The 16,936-nt window shown below is 71.8% G+C and carries 17 protein-coding genes; 7 read left to right on the forward strand and 10 right to left on the reverse strand.

All coding sequences use genetic code 11. The annotated features are described in order from the left end of the window. Positions 1–9 precede the first annotated feature (9 nt). The 4 genes from FB453_RS33325 to FB453_RS35285 form a co-directional block, all read right to left on the reverse strand. Positions 10–876: an ABC transporter permease gene (locus FB453_RS33325; protein WP_145796675.1), complete on the reverse strand. Its 867-nt coding sequence runs from the start codon at positions 874–876 to the stop codon at positions 10–12. After that, positions 869–1,714, reverse strand: a complete 846-nt coding sequence (locus FB453_RS33330) for an ABC transporter ATP-binding protein (RefSeq protein ID WP_145796677.1) — start codon at positions 1,712–1,714, stop codon at positions 869–871. Before FB453_RS33330 ends, FB453_RS33325 begins: the two co-directional genes overlap by 8 nt. Continuing rightward, positions 1,711–2,742, reverse strand: coding sequence for an ABC transporter substrate-binding protein (locus FB453_RS33335; RefSeq protein ID WP_145796679.1), 1,032 nt, complete (start codon positions 2,740–2,742; stop codon positions 1,711–1,713). The genes FB453_RS33330 and FB453_RS33335 overlap by 4 nt, the downstream gene beginning before the upstream one ends. A 131-nt stretch (positions 2,743–2,873) precedes the next feature. Then, the gene (locus tag FB453_RS35285) at positions 2,874–2,951 is read right to left on the reverse strand and encodes a putative leader peptide (protein WP_349881247.1); all 78 of its coding nucleotides are present in this window, start codon (positions 2,949–2,951) and stop codon (positions 2,874–2,876) included. A gap of 248 nt (positions 2,952–3,199) precedes the next feature. On the opposite strand from FB453_RS35285, the gene FB453_RS33340 reads away from it, so the two are divergent. Beyond that, a complete protein-coding gene (locus FB453_RS33340) occupies positions 3,200–3,379 on the forward strand; it encodes a DUF4236 domain-containing protein (protein ID WP_030333600.1) in 180 nt (59 codons plus the stop codon). 69 nt (positions 3,380–3,448) lie between these two features. Here FB453_RS33340 and FB453_RS33345 read toward each other — a convergent pair whose 3' ends face one another. Together FB453_RS33345 and FB453_RS33350 are read right to left on the reverse strand one after the other, a co-directional pair. Beyond that, positions 3,449–4,339, reverse strand: coding sequence for a hypothetical protein (locus tag FB453_RS33345; protein ID WP_145796682.1), 891 nt, complete (start codon positions 4,337–4,339; stop codon positions 3,449–3,451). 24 nt (positions 4,340–4,363) lie between these two features. Then, a complete protein-coding gene (locus tag FB453_RS33350) occupies positions 4,364–4,885 on the reverse strand; it encodes a VOC family protein (protein WP_145796684.1) in 522 nt (173 codons plus the stop codon). Positions 4,886–4,934: 49 nt separating this feature from the next. On the opposite strand from FB453_RS33350, the gene FB453_RS33355 reads away from it, so the two are divergent. After that, the gene (locus tag FB453_RS33355; protein WP_030333595.1) at positions 4,935–5,396 is read left to right on the forward strand and encodes a MarR family winged helix-turn-helix transcriptional regulator; all 462 of its coding nucleotides are present in this window, start codon (positions 4,935–4,937) and stop codon (positions 5,394–5,396) included. Positions 5,397–5,453: 57 nt separating this feature from the next. Further along, on the forward strand, positions 5,454–7,118 hold the full coding sequence (locus FB453_RS33360) for a tetratricopeptide repeat protein (RefSeq protein WP_145796686.1): 1,665 nt from the start codon (positions 5,454–5,456) through the stop codon (positions 7,116–7,118). A 26-nt stretch (positions 7,119–7,144) separates the two neighbouring features. Here the strand turns inward: FB453_RS33360 and FB453_RS33365 are convergent, their stop codons facing one another. Beyond that, positions 7,145–8,506: a sensor histidine kinase gene (locus FB453_RS33365; RefSeq protein ID WP_145796731.1), complete on the reverse strand. Its 1,362-nt coding sequence runs from the start codon at positions 8,504–8,506 to the stop codon at positions 7,145–7,147. Between the two features lie 74 nt (positions 8,507–8,580). Next, positions 8,581–9,237 (reverse strand): response regulator transcription factor, encoded by a 657-nt coding sequence (locus tag FB453_RS33370; RefSeq protein ID WP_145796687.1) that lies wholly within the window; start codon positions 9,235–9,237, stop codon positions 8,581–8,583. Between the two features lie 95 nt (positions 9,238–9,332). On the opposite strand from FB453_RS33370, the gene FB453_RS33375 reads away from it, so the two are divergent. Further along, on the forward strand, positions 9,333–10,460 hold the full coding sequence (locus tag FB453_RS33375; RefSeq protein ID WP_145796689.1) for a sigma-E factor regulatory protein RseB domain-containing protein: 1,128 nt from the start codon (positions 9,333–9,335) through the stop codon (positions 10,458–10,460). A 68-nt stretch (positions 10,461–10,528) separates the two neighbouring features. Here the strand turns inward: FB453_RS33375 and FB453_RS33380 are convergent, their stop codons facing one another. Then, positions 10,529–11,155 (reverse strand): SGNH/GDSL hydrolase family protein, encoded by a 627-nt coding sequence (locus FB453_RS33380; RefSeq protein WP_145796692.1) that lies wholly within the window; start codon positions 11,153–11,155, stop codon positions 10,529–10,531. Between the two features lie 146 nt (positions 11,156–11,301). On the opposite strand from FB453_RS33380, the gene FB453_RS33385 reads away from it, so the two are divergent. Then, a complete protein-coding gene (locus tag FB453_RS33385; protein WP_145796694.1) occupies positions 11,302–13,602 on the forward strand; it encodes an ATP-binding domain-containing protein in 2,301 nt (766 codons plus the stop codon). An 86-nt stretch (positions 13,603–13,688) separates the two neighbouring features. Here FB453_RS33385 and FB453_RS33390 read toward each other — a convergent pair whose 3' ends face one another. Then, complete coding sequence (locus FB453_RS33390; protein ID WP_145796696.1) at positions 13,689–14,108, reverse strand: hypothetical protein; 420 nt, start codon at positions 14,106–14,108, stop codon at positions 13,689–13,691. A 191-nt stretch (positions 14,109–14,299) separates the two neighbouring features. On the opposite strand from FB453_RS33390, the gene FB453_RS35290 reads away from it, so the two are divergent. Continuing rightward, positions 14,300–16,342: a glycerophosphodiester phosphodiesterase family protein gene (locus FB453_RS35290; RefSeq protein WP_145796698.1), complete on the forward strand. Its 2,043-nt coding sequence runs from the start codon at positions 14,300–14,302 to the stop codon at positions 16,340–16,342. A gap of 176 nt (positions 16,343–16,518) precedes the next feature. Next, on the forward strand, positions 16,519–16,896 hold the full coding sequence (locus FB453_RS33400; RefSeq protein WP_112603907.1) for a hypothetical protein: 378 nt from the start codon (positions 16,519–16,521) through the stop codon (positions 16,894–16,896). Positions 16,897–16,936 lie beyond the last annotated feature (40 nt).

A 16,936-nucleotide genomic window follows, 5' to 3' on the forward strand; every position in this document is an offset into this window, starting at 1 on the left:
GTGTCCGTCCTATCCGGCAGAGACGTCGACGCGCCAGGTGGAGAAGCGACGTTCGAGGGCGACGAGGAGCTGGTTGACGACCAGGCCGATGGCGGAGATCGTGATGATCCCGGAGTACATGTCGGCGATCGCGAAGTTGTACTGCGCGTAGTTGATGAGGTAGCCGAGCCCGGCCTTCGCGCCGACCATCTCGGCCGCGACCAGGACCAGGATCGAGTACGCCCCGGCCAGCCGGACGCCGGTGAAGATGGTCGGCACGGCGGCCGGCAGGATCACCTTCTGGAACAGCCGCAGGTGGTTGAGCCCCATCGAGCGGGCCGACCGGATCAGCAGCGGGTCGACGCCCTTCACCCCGGCGATGGTGTTCAGCAGGATCGGCCAGGAGCACGCGTACAGCACCAGGGCGATCTTGGAGGTCTCCCCCAGGCCGAGGATGAGCACGAACACCGGCAGCAGGGCCAGCGCGGCGGTGTTGCGGAACACCTCCAGCAGCGGGCTGAGCAGCTCGGCGAGCGGCCGGTACCAGCCGATCAGCAGGCCGAGCGGAATGGCGGTGAGCACCGCCAGGCCCAGCCCGGCCAGCGACCGGGTGAGGCTCGCGCCCACGTGCTCGGCGAGCTGCCCGCTGCGCAGCAACTCCCACCAGGCCACCAGCACCTCCGACAGCGGGGGCAGGAAGACCCGGTCCACCAGCCCGAGCCGGGGTGCGCCCTCCCAGATCGCGGCCAGCGCGACGATGGCGACGGTGCGGTGCAGCACCTTCGCGCCGATGCCGAGCAGCCGACCGGCGCGACCGGGAACAGCACGGTCGGGCGCAGCGCGGGGCACTCTGGGTGGGCCTACGAGTCGGGTGGGACGTTCGGCGATGTCAACCAACGCGGGCCTCCTCGGTGTGGCGGACGCCGGTGCCCTCGGCCGCCTGGGCGGCCCGCACCTCGTCACGCAGCAGGGTCCAGATCTGGTGCCGGTGGTGGCGGAACGCGTCGGTGGAGCGGACGTCCTCGACCGCGTCCCGGTCGCCGAGGTCGATGTCGATGACCTGTTTGAGCCGCCCGGGCCGGGACGTCAGCACCGCCACCCGCTGCCCCAGGTAGACGGCCTCGTCGATGCCGTGGGTGATGAACACGATCGTCTTGCCGGTGCGGGCCCAGATCCGCACCAGCTCGTCCTGCAACGAGTCGCGGGTCTGCGCGTCCAGGGCGGCGAACGGCTCGTCCATCAGCAGCACGTCCGGGTCGTACGCGAGGCTGCGGGCGATGGCCACCCGCTGCTTCATCCCGCCGGACAGCTCGTGCGGGTAGCGGTCGGCGAACCCGCGCAGGCCCACCAGGTCGAGGTGGTGCTCGATCAGGGCGGCGCGTTCGGCGCGGGGCACCCCCTTGGCCTCCAGGCCGAACGCGACGTTGCCGGCGGCGGTGCGCCAGGGCAGCAGCGCGTACTGCTGGAAGACGATGCCCCGGTCCAGGCCGGGACCGGTGACGGGGCGACTGTCGACGAGCACCCGCCCTGCGGTCGGCTCGGTGAGCCCTCCGAGCAGGTCGAGCAGCGTGGACTTACCGCAGCCGCTGGGGCCGACGACGACCAGGAACTCGCCGGGGCGTACCCCGAGGGTGACCTCGTCCAGCGCGGTCACCGCGCCGGCTCCGCCGCGCCGGCTGGCGCGGACCGGGAAGGTCTTGCTCACCCGATCAAAGAGGATCTTGTCGGTGCTCACGCGTTCCCCCCGTCCACGAAGGGGTTGAACCGGTTGGTGTAGATGTCGCCGGGCTTCGGACGGTCGCCCTTGAGCTCGCCCTCGGCGGCGAGCCAGTCGATCCAGGTGCCGAACTCCTGCTCACCGATCACGCCGCCGCGCCCGGCGACACCACTGCTCTTCCAGTACGCGACCAGCGACGGGTCCTCGTTGCGGCCGCGCTTGCCGATGATGTCCCGCATCCGGGCGACCACTGTCTCCCGGGGTTGGGTGCGAGCCCACTCGATGGCCTTGCCGACCCCGGTGACGAACGCCTTGACGGTCTCCGGGTTGCGCTTGATGAAGTCGTCGCGGAAGACGTAGGTGCCGCCGCTGAAGGCGCCGAGCAGCTCGTAGTCGGTGAAGATGGTGCGGATGCCGCCACTGGCGACCGCCTTGTCGCGGATCACGCCGCCGAGCACCGCGACGTCGATCTGCCGCTGTCGCAGCGACTGCTCGGTGTTGACCGGTGGCAGGGCGACCAGCTCGACCTGCTTGATCTCGGCGGCGGTGAGACCGCCGCGGGCGAGCCAGGTCTTGAGCACGGCCTCGGCGTGCGCGCCGAGGGTGTTCATGCCGACCTTCCTGCCGATCAGGTCGCGGGGGCTGCGGACCGGGCTGTCGTCGAGCACGTAGTAGCCCTGGAAGGTCTGCGCGTCCGAGCCGTAGTAGCTGACCACGGCGGTGATCGGGGCGTTGGCGGCGGCGAGCTTGACGATGGCGCCGTTGAACGCGCCGCCGAAGTCGCTCTGCCCGGTGGCGGTGGCCTGGATGTCCTGCGGGCCACCGGTGACGTTGCCGATCCACTTGAGCTTGACGTCGCCGAGGTAGCCGAGGTCGGCGGCGAGTTCGGGGAGGGTGACCTGACCGACCGAGCCCTGGTAGCGCAGCTGGCTTGCCTGGGCGCCGTCGGCTGCCGCGTCACCGCCGCAGCCGGCGGTGGCGGTGAGCACGACCAGCGCCGCAACGGCGGCGAAGGTACGCAGAACGGCACGACGGGGTGGGGACATGAGGAGTCTCCTGATCTGTCCACGATGGGAGCGGGGACGCCCGGATGAGGGCGTGCGGGCACGCTGCTCCGCGTTGAGCGGGCGGGCGATGGGAGTGCGGCGCTGGAGCCGAGCCGGGTGAACCGGTCAGCTCAACAGAGCGCGCTCGCGTGCCGGACCAGGTCGACGTGCACACGAGCGGTGAGGAGAAGCTCATCCCGCTGCGACATGACCCCATGCTGCCCGGGATCGGAACGAGCGGTCAACGGCCTTCCAGAAGATGAGACTTCAATCGCTGCCGATGTTACAAAGCGCTACGAGCAGCGTTTACCGTGCCGCAACACCTATCTGGTGGATAGAGATTGCGGCACCCGGCGGGCGACCGTCCAGGGCGGACAGCGAGAGGGTTTCAAAACTTGACGGTTCGGGCATGTTCGATCTCGACACGGCAGGGAACGGTGACGAGGGGAGACCTCCGATGGGCCTCATGTTTCGCAAGCGCAAGAAGTACGGTCCGATCATCCTGAACTTCACCGAGAACGGCTTCTCCTCGTGGAGCATCAAGATCGGTCGCTGGTCCTGGAACTCCAAGGCCCGTGCGCACCGGGTCGACCTGCCGGGTCCGCTGAGCTGGAAGCAGGACAAGTCCCGGTCGTAAGCCTCCCGGGAGTCGAGCGGGGTGCCGGTGATTCACCGGCACCCCGCTCGGCGTCTGCGGGGTGGGCGCTCAGCGCGCCAGGGTGATGATCTCGTCGCCGGCCAGCCGCCCGGACTCGCGATCGCGTCGCAGCGCACCGGCGTCGATCAGCTCAGCGAGCGCCTGATTGGCGTCGGCGGCCCGATAGACGGTCGCGGTGAGGGTGTGCCGGCGCAGCTCGGTGACCGGCCGTGGCCCGCCCGCCCGCAACTCGGCCAGCAGCTCGTGGGCCAACGGTTCGAGGTCGGGATCGCCGACCACGTCGACGGTCGTGCCGGTGGGGTCGAGCGGGTCGCGGTAGCGCACGCCGAGGTCCGCGCCGAGCTCCCAGAGCGCGTCACGGACCGCCTCCAGACTCCGGTCGGAGCGGCTGCCGAACGCGATCACCCCGGCAGCCTCGCCGCCGGAGAGCACCGGTGCCACCTCGGCCACCAGGGGGAAGCCGGCGGAGACGAGCACGTCTCGGGCGCTGTCGCCGGTATGCAGCAGCAGCTCTCCGGTCCGGCCGTTGGTCGCGGCGGTGAGCAGCTTTGGCGTCATCGCGCCGGGCAGGTCCACGAAGGAGAACAGCGGCGCCCCGGCCGCCCCAGCAGCCTTCACCGCGACCGGTAACCGGTAGGCGTCGCCGGGCAGCAGGTGCACTGTGACCTCGGCGGGCAGCTCCGCCTCGATCGGGCCGAGTCGGGCCGGCAGGTCGGCGTCGGCGTCGGCGTCGGCCAGCACAAGCACCGTCACCTGCCGGCCGCGCACCTGGTCGCCGTGCGTGGCGACCAGGCGCAGCGCGGCCTCCGCGCTGCCCGCGTCGGCGCCCGCGAGGGCTATGGTGGCCCGCCGGGAGCGGTGCAGGGCCGCGGGCAGCCAGGTCGTCAACTGGCGGACCAGCAGCTCGCGGAGGAAATCAGTGGTCCGGTCGGTCGGCATCGGTCCGTTCTACCGTACGGGCGGTCAGGCCGGGACGGAGATCCCCACCCCGCCCCGAGTCTGGCCGCCGTAACGCTGCCGCTCGGCGTCCAGGTCGAGCCGACCGATCTGCTTGCGGGCGGCCAGCGCGGTGTCGTCGAGCAGGTCGGCCGGGATCAGCCAGACCACCTCGAACTCCAGGCCGTCCGGGTCCTTGCCGTAGAGGCTCTTGGTCGTGCCGTGGTCGGAGGTGCCGGCCAGTGCGCCGGCCGCGGCGAGCCGCTCGGCGGTGGCGGCCAGCTCGTCGAGCGTGTCCACCTCCCAGGCGAGGTGATAGAGGCCGACGGTGGACCGGCCGGCGGTCGACCGCCCGGCGCCCGTGCCGATCTCGAAGAGGCCGAGGTCGTGGTCGTTGGTGGAGTCGGGGGCCTGGAGGAAGGTGGCGCCCCGGAAGCCGTCCGGGGTCATCGCCACCGGGCGGAAGCCCAGCACGTCGCTGTAGAACGCGACGCTGCGGGCGAGGTCACTGACGTAGAGGACCGCGTGGTTGAGCCGGTGGATACCCATGACCCGAGACTAGCGCGGTTTGGTTGAGCATTCAACTATCGGGAGTATGATGGCGGTCATGACCCGCTGGTTGGACCCCGACGAGCAGCGCACGTGGCGCGCGTACCTCACCGCTTCCCGGGTGCTGATGGACACTCTCGACCGTGAGCTGCAACGCGACGCGGGCATGCCGCACGCGTACTACGAGATCCTGGTCCAGCTCTCCGAGGCCCCCGGTCGTCAACTGCGCATGAGCCAGTTGGCGCAGGCTGCGGGGTCGTCGCGCAGCCGGCTCTCGCACGCCGTGGCCCGGCTGGAGGCCGCCGGCTGGGTGCGCCGCGAGGACTGCCCCACCGACCGGCGCGGGCAGATCGCGCTGCTCACCGACGAGGGTTTCGCCACTCTCGCGGCCGCCGCTCCCGGCCACGTCGAGGGGGTACGCCGACACCTGTTCGACGCGTTGAGCCCCGCCCAGGTCGACCAGCTACGCCGGATCAGCGAGACCCTGGCCGAGCACCTGACCGGATCCTGACCAATCGACACCGGCGCGGGTCTTGTACTTACCGTCGTCGGATGAGCACGATGGGGCGTGTCTTCCGGCTTCGGTGAACTGACTGATCAGGCGCACCACCTCGTGTCCTCCGGCGATCTGGCCGGCGCACAGCAACTGCTGTCCGACGCGCTCACCGACGCCGACCCCCGCCCGGCCAACGCCACTCCCGAGCTGGCCGAGGCGGCCAGCCTCCAGGCGCGGGTGCTGATCGCCCTCGGCGAGCCGCACTCGGCCCGCGGGTGGGCCGCCTTCGCGTACGCGGCCACCACCCGCCTGCACGGCCGCGCCGACCCGCGCACGGTGGCCGCGGCGGCGACCCTGGCCGCGGTGCTGCACCGGGTCGGCAGCCACTCCCGGTCGGCGCGGCTCTACCAGGAAGTCATCATCGAGCTGACCGCACAGGACGGCCCGGAGTCCCTGCGGGTGCTCGCCGCGCACGCCGACCTGGCCACCGTCGAGTACGCGCGCGGCCAGTGCACTGTGGCCCGCGACCGCCTCCAGGACGCCTGGGAGCTGCACCGCGAGGTGTACGGCGACGGGCACCCCAGCGGCATCAAGATGCTGGCGCGGCTCGGGGCGATGCAGCGCGACTGTGGGCAGTTCGCCGAGGCACACGACAACCTGGCGCTCGCCCGTGAGCTGTGCCGCCAGCACCTTCCCGCCGACGACCCGCTGGCCACCCAGGTGGCGGCCCTGGCCCGGGCGGCCGCCAGTCCCGACCACGCCTGCGCCGACAACCCGCCCACAGCTCGGGACACACCGATCGTGCCGGCCGCCCGCGTCCCACCGCACGGCGACGGGCCGGTCGAATCCGGGTACCACCCGCAGGCAGCCGCAACCCACCACGCCGGGGCGGTACCGAACCCCCGGCTGCCCTCCGACCAGGCGGTCGGGTCGACGGGCAGCAGATGGTCGACCGAAGCGGCGGACGAGCCGTCGCCCCACCCCACCGACCCTCCGGTGCCCCCGTCGGTGGTCAGGCTGGCCGGCGGCACGGAGGAGCAGCCCGGGGTGTACCGGCTGCACCCACCCGCCGACCCGTACGGGTCGCCCGACCCGAACCCGCCGTCCGACCAGCAGCAACCGTCCGACCCGTACGCGCGGCCCGACCCGTACCAGTCGTCCGACCCGTACGCGCAGCCCGACCCGTACACGCAGGTCGAGCCGTACACGCCGTCGCGGCTGCTGCCGGTGCCCGTGCACCGCGCGCCGCCGGAGCAGCGCAACCGGCTGGTGCCGGTGCTGGTGGCCGGCGTGGTCGTGGTGCTCCTCGGCGCGGCAGCGGTGATCGCCGGGGTGGCCCGGGTCGACGGCGACGACGAACCGAACCCGCCGCCGGCCAGCGCCTCGCCCACGGCCGGCGCGCCGGCCAGCGCCGCGCCCGCCCCGGACGGCACGGCCCCCACGTCGGCTGCCGCCGCGGCGCCGCCCGGCACCCCACCCAGCGCGGTGACCCTGCGCGACAACCGGGACAGCATCGCGTTGAACTGGGCCTATCCGGCCGGCGGCGAGGGCCCGGTGGTCATCGCGGGCGGCCGCACCGGCCAGACCCACAACATCTTCGCGACGCTGCCCGCCGGCACCACCAGCTTCGTCATCTACGCGCTCAACCGCACCAACGACTTCTGCTTCACCGTCGCCGTCGCCTGGTCCACCGACACCGTGGCCCGTTCCAAGCAGGTCTGCACCAGCCGCCGCTGACCCGCGGGGTCGCCGTCACGGGCCGTCTACCTTTGGCCGTCCTCGGCCGGCAACGCTGGCAGGAGCAGGCACACCCGTAGTCCTCGCCGCTCCGGCGGGTCGGTCAGGGTGATGCTGCCGCCCGCGCGTCGGACCAACTCCCGGACAATGGCCAGCCCCAGGCCGGCGCCCCCGTCGTCGCGGGCCCGTCCGTCATCCAGGCGGGTGAACCGGTCGAAGACCCGCTCCCGGTCCGCCGACGCGATCCCCGGGCCGTCGTCGGTCACCGTCACCAGGTGGTACGCCCCGACGCCAGGCCCGGTCGTCGTCGACGTCGCCTCGGCCGCGAGCACGACATCACCCTGCGCGTGGCGTACCGCGTTGTCGACCAGATTGGCCAGCACGCGACGCAACTCCTCGACGGTGCCGACCGTCCAGAGCGGGCCGGCCGGCGGCGTCACCCGCACCGGCGGTGACGGATAGCGGGCGGCGACCTCGGTCAGCAACGCGCCCAGCTCCACCGGGCCGGTCCCCCGGGCCGGCGGAGCCTCGTCCAGGCGGGCCAGCAGCAGGAGATCGTCGACCAGGCGGCTCAACCGGTCGGTGTCCGCGAGCAGGTTGGCGGTCACCGCCGTCCAGTCCGTCCGGTCGGCGAGGCGCTGGGCAACCTCCAGCTCGGTCCGGATGTTGGTCAACGGGCTGCGCAGCTCGTGTGCGGCGTCGGAGACGAAGGCCCGCTGCCGCACGCGGGCGGACTCCAGCCGGCCCAGCATGCCGTTGAGGGTGACCGCCAGACGGTGGATCTCGTCGGCCGACGCCGGCACCGGCAGCCGGCCGGCGCCGGCCCTCCCGGTGATCTCCTCGGCACCTCGCCGTAACGCCTCAACCGGCCGCAGGGTCGCCCCCACCACCCGCCACGCCACCGCGGCCAGCACGGCCACCAGCAGCGGGAACGCCACCAGCAGGATGGTCCGGACCACATGCGTGCTGTGCCGCACGTCGGCCATGGAGCGGGCGACCAGCACGGTGAGCGGGTCGGCTGCGGTGCCGGCGGGTACGGCGACCACCCGGACCGGGCCGACGAGCCCGACCCGCTCGGCCGGCACCTCCAGCCGCTGCCGACCGTCGCGGTTCAGTCGCTCCGGGCGAACCATCGGCACCAGACGGTCGGCGTCGATCGAGGCCGCGCGGATCCGTCCCTGCCCGTCGACGACCTGCACGCGGACCTGCCCCCCGGCCACCGGCAGCGGGTCGGGCAGCGCGTCCTCGGCGGCGAGCAGGGCGACCGCGTCGGCGGTGCGGAACGCCTCGGTGTCGACAGTGCGCTGGAGCACGAAGCTGAGCGCGCCGAGCAGCACCACCCCGCCCAGGGCCAGCCCGATGGTGAGACCGACCACACCGATCGCCATGAGCCGCCCGCGCAGCCCGAGGGCCGGCATCCGGCCGAGCCTGGCCCAACGGGTGGGTGACGGGTCGTCGGCGGTCACGTCGCCAGCCGGTAGCCGGCGCCCCGGACCGTCTCCAGCCGGTCCCGGCCGAGCTTGCGGCGCAGGTAGCCGACGTACACCTCGACGGCGTTCGGCGCGGTCTCCAGGCTGGCGTCCCAGACGTGGTCCAACAACTCGACCTTGGAGATCACCTGGCCTGGCCGGCGCATCAGGTAGTCCAGCAGCGCGAACTCCCGCGCGGTCAGCGCCACCTCGGCGTCCGCCCGGGTCACGCGCCGGCGGGCCGGGTCCAGCCGCAGGTCACCGACCGCCAGCACGGTCGGGCGCTCCGGTGCGCCCCGACGCAGCAGGGCCCGAAGCCGGGCCAGCAGCACCACGTACGAGAAGGGTTTGGTCAGGTAGTCGTCGGCGCCGCAGTCGAGGCCGTCGGCCTGGTCGTACTCGCCATCCTTGGCGGAGAGCATCAGCACCGGCAGCCAGTGCTGCTCCGCGCGCAGCCGCCGGACCAGCTCGTACCCGGAGAGGCCGGGCAGCATCACGTCGAGGATCATGGCGTCGTACCCGCCGTGCCGGGCCGAGTCCAGGCCCGCCGGGCCGGTTGCCGCCACGTCCACCGCGAACCCCTCCGCCTGGAGACCGCGTTGCAGGGCAGCCGCCAACCGAGCCTCGTCCTCCACCACCAGCACCCGCACAGCTCAAGGGTGCCACCCGGGTCAATCGGCACGGTTCGGTGTCCTCAGCGCGTTCACAGCACCGACGAGGCAAGATGGCCGCAGGAGGTGCCACCATGTCCGTCCTGAGAAGCCGTCCCGTCCTTCGTTGGCTGGTTCCGGCCACCGCTGCCGTCGCCGTCATCGGCGGAGGCGCGGCGATCGGCACGTTCGCTGCCGAGGCCGAGCCGAGCCTGCCGCCCCGAACCGCCGCTCAGCTCCTGGTCGACCTGCAGACATCCCGGCTGGAGGGGTTGTCCGGGACCGTCGTGCAACGCGCCGACCTGGGCCTGCCGCCCCTCGTCGGGCTGGTTCCCGGCAACGAGCTGACCACCCTGCTGACCGGCACCCACACCCTGCGGGTCTGGTATTCCGGGCCGGACCAGCAGCGGGTCGCGCTGATGGACACGCTGGGCGAGCAGGACATCATCCGCAACGGCCGGGACCTGTGGACGTGGCAGAGCCGCAGCAACACCGCCACCCACCGCACGCTGGGCGGCGACGCCGGAGCCTGGAAGCCCGCTCCCGAGCCGGCGGCGAGCCTCCCGGCCACTCCGCAGCAGGCCGCCGACCTGGCGTTGGACGCGATCGACCCGAGCACCGAGGTCAGCGTGGGCCGGTCGGCCACCGTCGCCGGCCGGGACGCGTACGAGTTGGTGCTCCAGCCGCGCGACCAGGACTCGCTGGTGCACCAGTTGCGGATCGCCATCGACGCCGAGCAGCATGTGCCGCTGCGCTTCGAGGTGCTCGCGAAGGGCAGCGACCGGCCGGCGTTCGAGGTGGCCTTCACCCAGGTCGACTACCGCCGCCCCGACGCTGACCAGTTCCGCTTCAACCCGCCGCCTGGCGTGACGGTCGACGAGGAGAAGGCCGAGCGCCCGACTGGCAAGCCCGGTCACGTCAAGCCGACGGGTGACCCGCAGGTCCGCGCGGTGGGCGACGGCTGGTCGACGGTGCTGGTTGGCCGCCTCGACGGGGCCGATGTCGGCCGGAAGCCCGCCACGAAGCCGGCCGCTCCCCCGGCCGGCGCCGGGCCGGACATGGACATGTCGAAGCTGCTCGGCGGGCTGCCCGCGGTCAGTGGTGACTGGGGCAGCGGTCGGCTCCTCACCAGCAAGCTGTTCAGCGTCCTGCTCACCGACGACGGCCGGGTGCTGGCCGGAGCGGTGACGCCGGAGCGGCTCTACCAGGCCGCGCGCGGCTGATCTCCGCAGTGTTCGCGCCGGGTCGACCTGACGGTCGGCCCGGCGCTTCGCTGTGGGTCAGGCCGAGGTCAGGAGACGCCGAGGGCGCTGAGGTACGCGTCGGCGAGGACCGCGTGGCCGGGCAGGTACGGGTGGACGCGGTCGTCGGCCCAACGCGTCGCCGGACTCACCGCCAGCACCCGGTCGAACGCCGCCTGGTTGGGCACGTGCACCGCGTCGAACTCGGTGGCCAGCCCCGCCACGACCGCCGCGTACCGGTCGGTGTCGGCGCGTTGCGGGACGCTCCGGTCAGCCTCGATGAAGAACGGATCGCCGAGGATCAGTCCGCAGCCGGTGGCGTCGACCGCCCGACGGAGCAGGTCACGCAGGGTGCGCTCGTACTCCTCGATGCCGACGGCCTCATCCGGCCGGTCACCGTAGTGCCGCCAGATGTCGTTGATGCCGATCAGCACCGCGAGCCAGTCGGGGCGCTCGCCGATGGCGTCGTCGTCCCAGCGGGCGGCCAGGTCGCGCACCGTGTCGCCGCCCACACCCCGGTTGACCCACTCCAGCTCCAACTCCGGGTGCCGGGCGTCGACCAGGGCGCGCACGAGACTCACATATCCGCTGCCGTAGGGCGCGGCGACGTCGCGTCGACCACAATCGGTGATGCTGTCCCCGATGAAGACCACCCGTTGCCCGGTCCGCAGGATCATCCGTCGCCACCTCGCGATCACCGGCGCGCCGCACCGCCCGGCTTGGTGAGAACCGGCGGAACGCGCTATCTTCAACAGTTCGAAGGCACAAAAAAGAACGGCTAAAAGCCGTTCCTGCAAAGGATTCTAATCTTTAGGGAGACGGCTTGTCAAGGCACTCCGGCGGTTCCGGCGAATTGCCGCTCGACGACGAGATCGGTCGCGAGCAGGAGTACGTCTCGATGCTCTACAACCGGCTGGATCAACTGCGTGAGCAGGCCGCCCACCGGCTCACCGCCGAGCTGCACAACACCGGCGGCACCCTCCAGGACCGCTCGCAGCGCGACAGCTCGGTAGCGATGTACGCCGATCAGGTCGAACAGTTCTCCGCCGTGGAGAACGGGCTCTGCTTCGGCCGTCTCGACGGCGACGACGACTCCCGCCGCTACATCGGCCGGATCGGCATCTTCGACACCAGTGGTGACTACGACCCGCTCCTGATGGACTGGCGGGCACCCGCCGCCCGCCCGTTCTACCTCGCCACCGCCGCGAATCCGCAGGGCGTACGCCGTCGCCGGCACCTGCGCACCCGGCAGCGCAAGGTGACCGGGCTCAACGACGAGGTGCTCGACATCGACACCGCCTCCCCCGGCGCCCACGAGGAGCTGACCGGTGAGGCGTCGCTGCTCGCCGCGCTCAACGCGGGCCGTACCGGCCGGATGCGCGACATCGTCGAGACCATCCAGGCCGAGCAGGACGAGGTCATCCGCGCGGAACTCCCGGGCGTGATGGTGGTCCAGGGCGGCCCCGGCACCGGTAAGACCGCCGTCGCGCTGCACCGGGCGGCGTACCTGCTCTACACGCACCGCCGGGAGCTCTCCAGCCGTGGTGTGCTGCTGGTCGGCCCGAACGCGACGTTCCTGCGCTACATCTCCCAGGTGCTGCCGACGCTGGCCGAGACCGGCGTGCTGCTGCGTACCCAGGGTGATCTTTTTCCCGGGGTGAGCGCCCAACGGACCGAGCCGGCCGAGACCGCGGCGCTCAAGGGCCGGGCGGTGCTGGCCGAGGTGTTGGCGCTGGCCGTACGGGACCGGCAGTGGGTGCCCGACGAGCCGTTGGAGATCGAGGTCGAGCGGGAGACGCTGACCCTCGACCCGGAGATCGTACGCGCGGCCCGGGACCGGGTCCGTCGCGCCGACCGACCGCACAACCTGTCCCGCGCGCTGTTCGACGTGGAGATCGTGCACGCGCTCGCCGACCAGGTGGCCGAGCGGATCGGCGCGGACCCGCTCGGCGGGGACAACCTCCTCGACGAGGCGGACCGGGCCGAGATCCGCCGCGAGCTGCGCGAGGAGACGGAGATCCAGGCCGCCCTGGACCGGCTGTGGCCGGTGCTCACCCCACAGCGGCTGCTCGCCGACCTCTACGCCGACCCGGACCGCATCGCCGCCGCGGCGCCGATGCTCAGCGAGGACGAGCGGGCGCTGCTGCGGCGCGAGCGCGGTGGCTGGACGCCGGCCGACGTCCCGCTGCTGGACGAGGCCGCCGAACTGCTCGGTGAGGACGAACGCGCCGCCGCCGCACGGCGGGACCGCATCCGGATGATGGAGCGGGAGTACGCCGAGGGCGTGCTGGAGATCGCCCGGGGTTCCCGCTCGATCGACGTCGAGGACGAGGCCGAGGGCGGTGAGATCCTCGGCGTGACCGACCTGATCGACGCCGATCGGCTGTTGGAGCGGCAGGAGGAGGCCGACCGGCTGACCACCGCGCAGCGGGCCGCCGCCGACCGCACCTGGGCGTTCGGCCACGTGATCGTGGACGAGGCGCAGGAACTCTCGCCGATGGCCTGGCGACTGCTGATGCGCCGCTGCCCGAGCCGGTCGATGACGATCGTCGGGGATGTGGCGCAGACCGGCGCCCTGAGCGGCACGCCGTCCTGGGCGGACGCCCTCGCCCCGTACGTCGAGCAGCGGTGGCGGCTCACCGAGCTGACGGTCAGCTACCGCACTCCCGCCGAGATCATGGCGGTCGCCGCCGACGTACTGGCCGAGATCGACCCGGCACTGCGGCCGCCGCGCTCGGTGCGGGAGAGCGGCGTACCGCCGTGGGACCGGACGGTGCCCCACGGTCGATTGGCTGCGGAGTTGGTCGCCGAGGCCACCCGGGAGGCAGCCGGGCTGACCGAGGGGCGGCTCGGTGTGCTCGTGCCGGCCGGCCGGGTGGGCGAGTTGGGTGCGGCGGTGACCGCCGCACTGCCGGAGGCCGCCGTCGGCGAGCATCCGGAGCTGGAGAGCCGGGTGGTGGTGTTGACAGTCGCGCAGGCCAAGGGGTTGGAGTTCGACTCGGTGCTGGTGGTCGACCCGGACCGGATGGTGGCCGAGTCCCCCCGCGGACGCAGCGACCTGTACGTGGCCCTGACCCGCGCCACCCAACGCCTGGGCGTCCTCCGCCCAACCCCCACCCGCTGAGTCGATCATGAGGTTGACGTGGACTGTGATCTCGGACAGCCACGTCAACCTCATGATCACGCCGCCAAGGGGGCGGGTGGGTGGGGTCAGTCGTCGGATTTGTCCCTGATGGACTTTGCCGGGCCGGTCGCCGACGTGGACTGGTCGCTGGTGCCACCGCCCATCGGGGTGCTCAGACCGCCGGTGGTGGCGTCGCCGGTCGTGGTCGGCGCGACAGTGCCCGGGTGTCGCTCCGGCTGTCGGGCCACCCGGCGTACGCTCGCCGGCCCGGCGGTGCCACCGGTGGTGGTCACCGCGCCCTGCCCGCCGACGGGGCCGCCGTCGCGCAGCACCTGTGGGTCGATCCGTTCCTTCGCCGGATCGAACGGGTCATCGCGCTGGATCTGACTCTCCACATCGGTGCGGGGCACAGTCACCTCGTCGAGGGCGCCCTTGCCGTACACGCCGCCGGCGATCCGATCCTCGGCCTCGCGGGCGGCATCCTGCCGCATGTCGTCCTCACGCACGTCCATCACCTCGCAGAAGCTGTGGAACTGACTGCGTGCCCGGCCACCGGCCGACCAAACCCGGCCTGACCGGGAGGTCGTCCACGGCGGTTCACCCTCGCGCCGCCCGCTGGCCGCCTGCCCGCAGCCCGAGATGTCCATGCTGTCCCGCGACCGGTGGGAGATGCCCGCCGGCAGGAGGGGATGACAGCGTGCGCACAGTACGCCGTACCGCCGTCGCGGCCCTGGTGGCCGCGACGGTGACGACCGGGCTCGCGGTGCCCGCCCAGGCGACGCCACGACCGGACCGGACATTCGACGTGCAGGCCCACCGGGGCGGCCTCGGGCTGCGGGTGGAGAACACTCTCGCCTCCTTCGGCAACGCCCTCCAGCTCGGGGTGAGCACCCTCGAACTGGACGTGCAGATCACCGAGGACGGTCAGGCCGTCGTCACCCACGACCGCAAGGTGACCGGCACCAAGTGCGTCGACACCACCCCGGTGACGCCCGGCGACCCGGAGTTCCCGTACGTCGGGAAGTACATCAACACGCTCAGCCTGGCCCAGGTGCGCTCGCTCGACTGCGGCTCCAAGACGCTGTCGGACAAGCCCGGCCAGCTCGCCGTCCCCGGCGCCCGGATGCCGCTGCTGCGCGAGGTCTTCGCGCTGGTCAACCGCTACCGGGCGAAGGACGTGAAGCTCAACGTCGAGACCAAGGTCGAGGCTGGCGCGCCGACCGAGACCGCCCCCCGCGAGCAGTTCGTCCGGGTCACCGCGGCCGAGATCCGCGCCGCCGGGATGCTGAAGCAGGTCACCATCCAGAGCTTCGACTGGGGCGCGCTGATGCGCATGCGTCAGGTCGAGCCGAAGCTGCCGCTGGTCGCCCTGACCAACTACGACTTCCTCCAGACCGGTCAGCCGGGAGCGTCGCCGTGGCTGGGCGGGCTGGACATCGACGACTTCGGCGGAGACCCGATCAAGGCGATCCGCAGCTTCGGCGCCAGCGCCTTCTCGCCGGTGCACGGGTCCCCGCAGAACGGCACCGTCACCGACCCGGGCTACCAGCCGTACGTCACGAAGGAGATGGTCGCCCACGCGCACCGCTACGGGATCAAGGTGATCCCGTGGACGGTCGACGACGTGCCGACCATGACCAAGCTGATCGACGACGGCGTGGACGGCATGATCACCGACTACCCGGACCGGTTGCGCGGCCTGCTGGCGCAGCGTGGTTACCGGCTGCCCAAGGCGTACGCCGCGCCGTTCGACATCCAGGCTCACCGGGGCGGTCGGGCCACCCGACCGGAGAACACCCTGCCGGCGTTCGCGAACGCGCTGTCCAACCGGGCCATCTCCACCCTTGAGTTGGACACCAACGTGACAGCCGACGGCAAGCTCGTGGTGCTGCACGACCGCACCGTCAACGGGTCGCACTGCGTCGACACCGCCCCGGTGCGCCCGGGGGACCGGAAGTTCCCGTACGTCGGCAAGCCGGTGCACGAGTTGACACTGGCGCAGCTCAAGACCGTGGACTGCGGCACGAAGACGCTGCCCGAACTGCCCGCCCAGGTGCCAGCGCCCGGTGCCCGGATCCCGACCCTGGACGAGGTTTTCGCCCTGGTGAAGGCGAGCGGCCGCACCGACATCGGAATGAACATCGAAACGAAGATCAGCCCGGTGGTGAACGACACCGAGCCGTACCGCAGCTTCACCCGCAAGCTCGTCGACGCCATCCAGCGGGCCGGCTTCACCAGCCGGGCCACCATCCAGTCGTTCGACTGGCGCACCATCACGTACGCCCGGCAGCTCGACCGGCGGATCGGCACTGTCGGCCTGGTCTGGCAGTACGGTCCGGCCGAGTGCGCGACTCTCGCCGACGAGTGCTCGCTGGAGGCGGTCTACGGCAACCCGTCGGTGAAGAGCCCGTGGACCGGTGGACTGGACTGGTGGAAGTACCAGGACCTGGGCAAGCTGACGCGAGCCGCGGGCGCTGGCACGGTCTCCGCCAACTGGCAGGTGCACGACCCGAAGCAGGGCACCGTCGCCTCGACCGACTGGTACCTGCGGGAGAACCCGGCATACTTCCACGGACCGGACGTTCGGACCCTGCAAACGAAGTACGACCTGAAGGTGATCCCGTACACGGTGGATGACGCGACGGTCATGCAGCGGGTCATCGACCTGGGCGTCGACGGCATCATCACCGACGACCCGGACCTTCTGGTGAGCGTGGCGATCCGCAACGGCCTGCACTGACCCGTCGACCACCCGATCGCCGGCCGGATTTCCGGCCGGCGATCGGTGTTACCTGCTCGGGGGCCTCGGGTAGTCGGGGGTTGTCCCCGCCACGAAAGCGAACCGTGCCGTGGCCGAAACGCGGTAGCGGGGCGAGGGAATGCAGGTACGACTCATCGCATCCTGAGGAGGACCAGATGAGCACGCAGGCTGCTTCCACCCGGCCGATGAACCGGCCCATGAACGACCCGCAGAATCCCGCTCAGATGCGGGACATGCAGACCCAGCAGATGCCGGTGATGCATGACGGGCGCCGCAACGACATGCAGGCACCCGGTACGGAGACCAAGCAGGCGTTCAAGACCACCGAGTTCTGGATCTACCTGATCGCGGTGGCCGCCGTACTGGGCGCGTCGCAGGTCGTCGGTCAGAACTCCGCTGGGGTGGACATCTTCCGGGCAGACAACGCCTGGTTCCTGATCACCCTGCTGACGCTTGGCTACCTCGGTAGCCGTGGCCTCTCGAAGGCCGGCAGCAACTGGCGCAGCGGCGAGGAGCGCAAGGCCCGGCACTGACCGGTTCACAGTGCACAGTGGCCTCCGGGAGATCCTCCCG

Source organism: Micromonospora sp. CNZ322, from assembly GCF_007827755.1.

What these genes read in the sequence shown, in the direction of transcription:
- FB453_RS35285 (WP_349881247.1), bottom strand. Translation starts at nt 2,951, where the DNA reads ATGTCGCAGCGGGATGAGCTTCTCCTCACCGCTCGTGTGCACGTCGAC.
- FB453_RS33375 (WP_145796689.1), top strand. Translation starts at nt 9,333, where the DNA reads ATGTCCGTCCTGAGAAGCCGTCCCGTCCTTCGTTGGCTGGTTCCGGCC.
- FB453_RS33400 (WP_112603907.1), top strand. Translation starts at nt 16,519, where the DNA reads ATGAGCACGCAGGCTGCTTCCACCCGGCCGATGAACCGGCCCATGAAC.
- FB453_RS33345 (WP_145796682.1), bottom strand. Translation starts at nt 4,339, where the DNA reads ATGCCGACCGACCGGACCACTGATTTCCTCCGCGAGCTGCTGGTCCGC.
- FB453_RS33350 (WP_145796684.1), bottom strand. Translation starts at nt 4,885, where the DNA reads ATGGGTATCCACCGGCTCAACCACGCGGTCCTCTACGTCAGTGACCTC.
- FB453_RS33335 (WP_145796679.1), bottom strand. Translation starts at nt 2,742, where the DNA reads ATGTCCCCACCCCGTCGTGCCGTTCTGCGTACCTTCGCCGCCGTTGCG.
- FB453_RS33365 (WP_145796731.1), bottom strand. Translation starts at nt 8,506, where the DNA reads ATGGCGATCGGTGTGGTCGGTCTCACCATCGGGCTGGCCCTGGGCGGG.
- FB453_RS33340 (WP_030333600.1), top strand. Translation starts at nt 3,200, where the DNA reads ATGGGCCTCATGTTTCGCAAGCGCAAGAAGTACGGTCCGATCATCCTG.
- FB453_RS33380 (WP_145796692.1), bottom strand. Translation starts at nt 11,155, where the DNA reads ATGATCCTGCGGACCGGGCAACGGGTGGTCTTCATCGGGGACAGCATC.
- FB453_RS33355 (WP_030333595.1), top strand. Translation starts at nt 4,935, where the DNA reads ATGGCGGTCATGACCCGCTGGTTGGACCCCGACGAGCAGCGCACGTGG.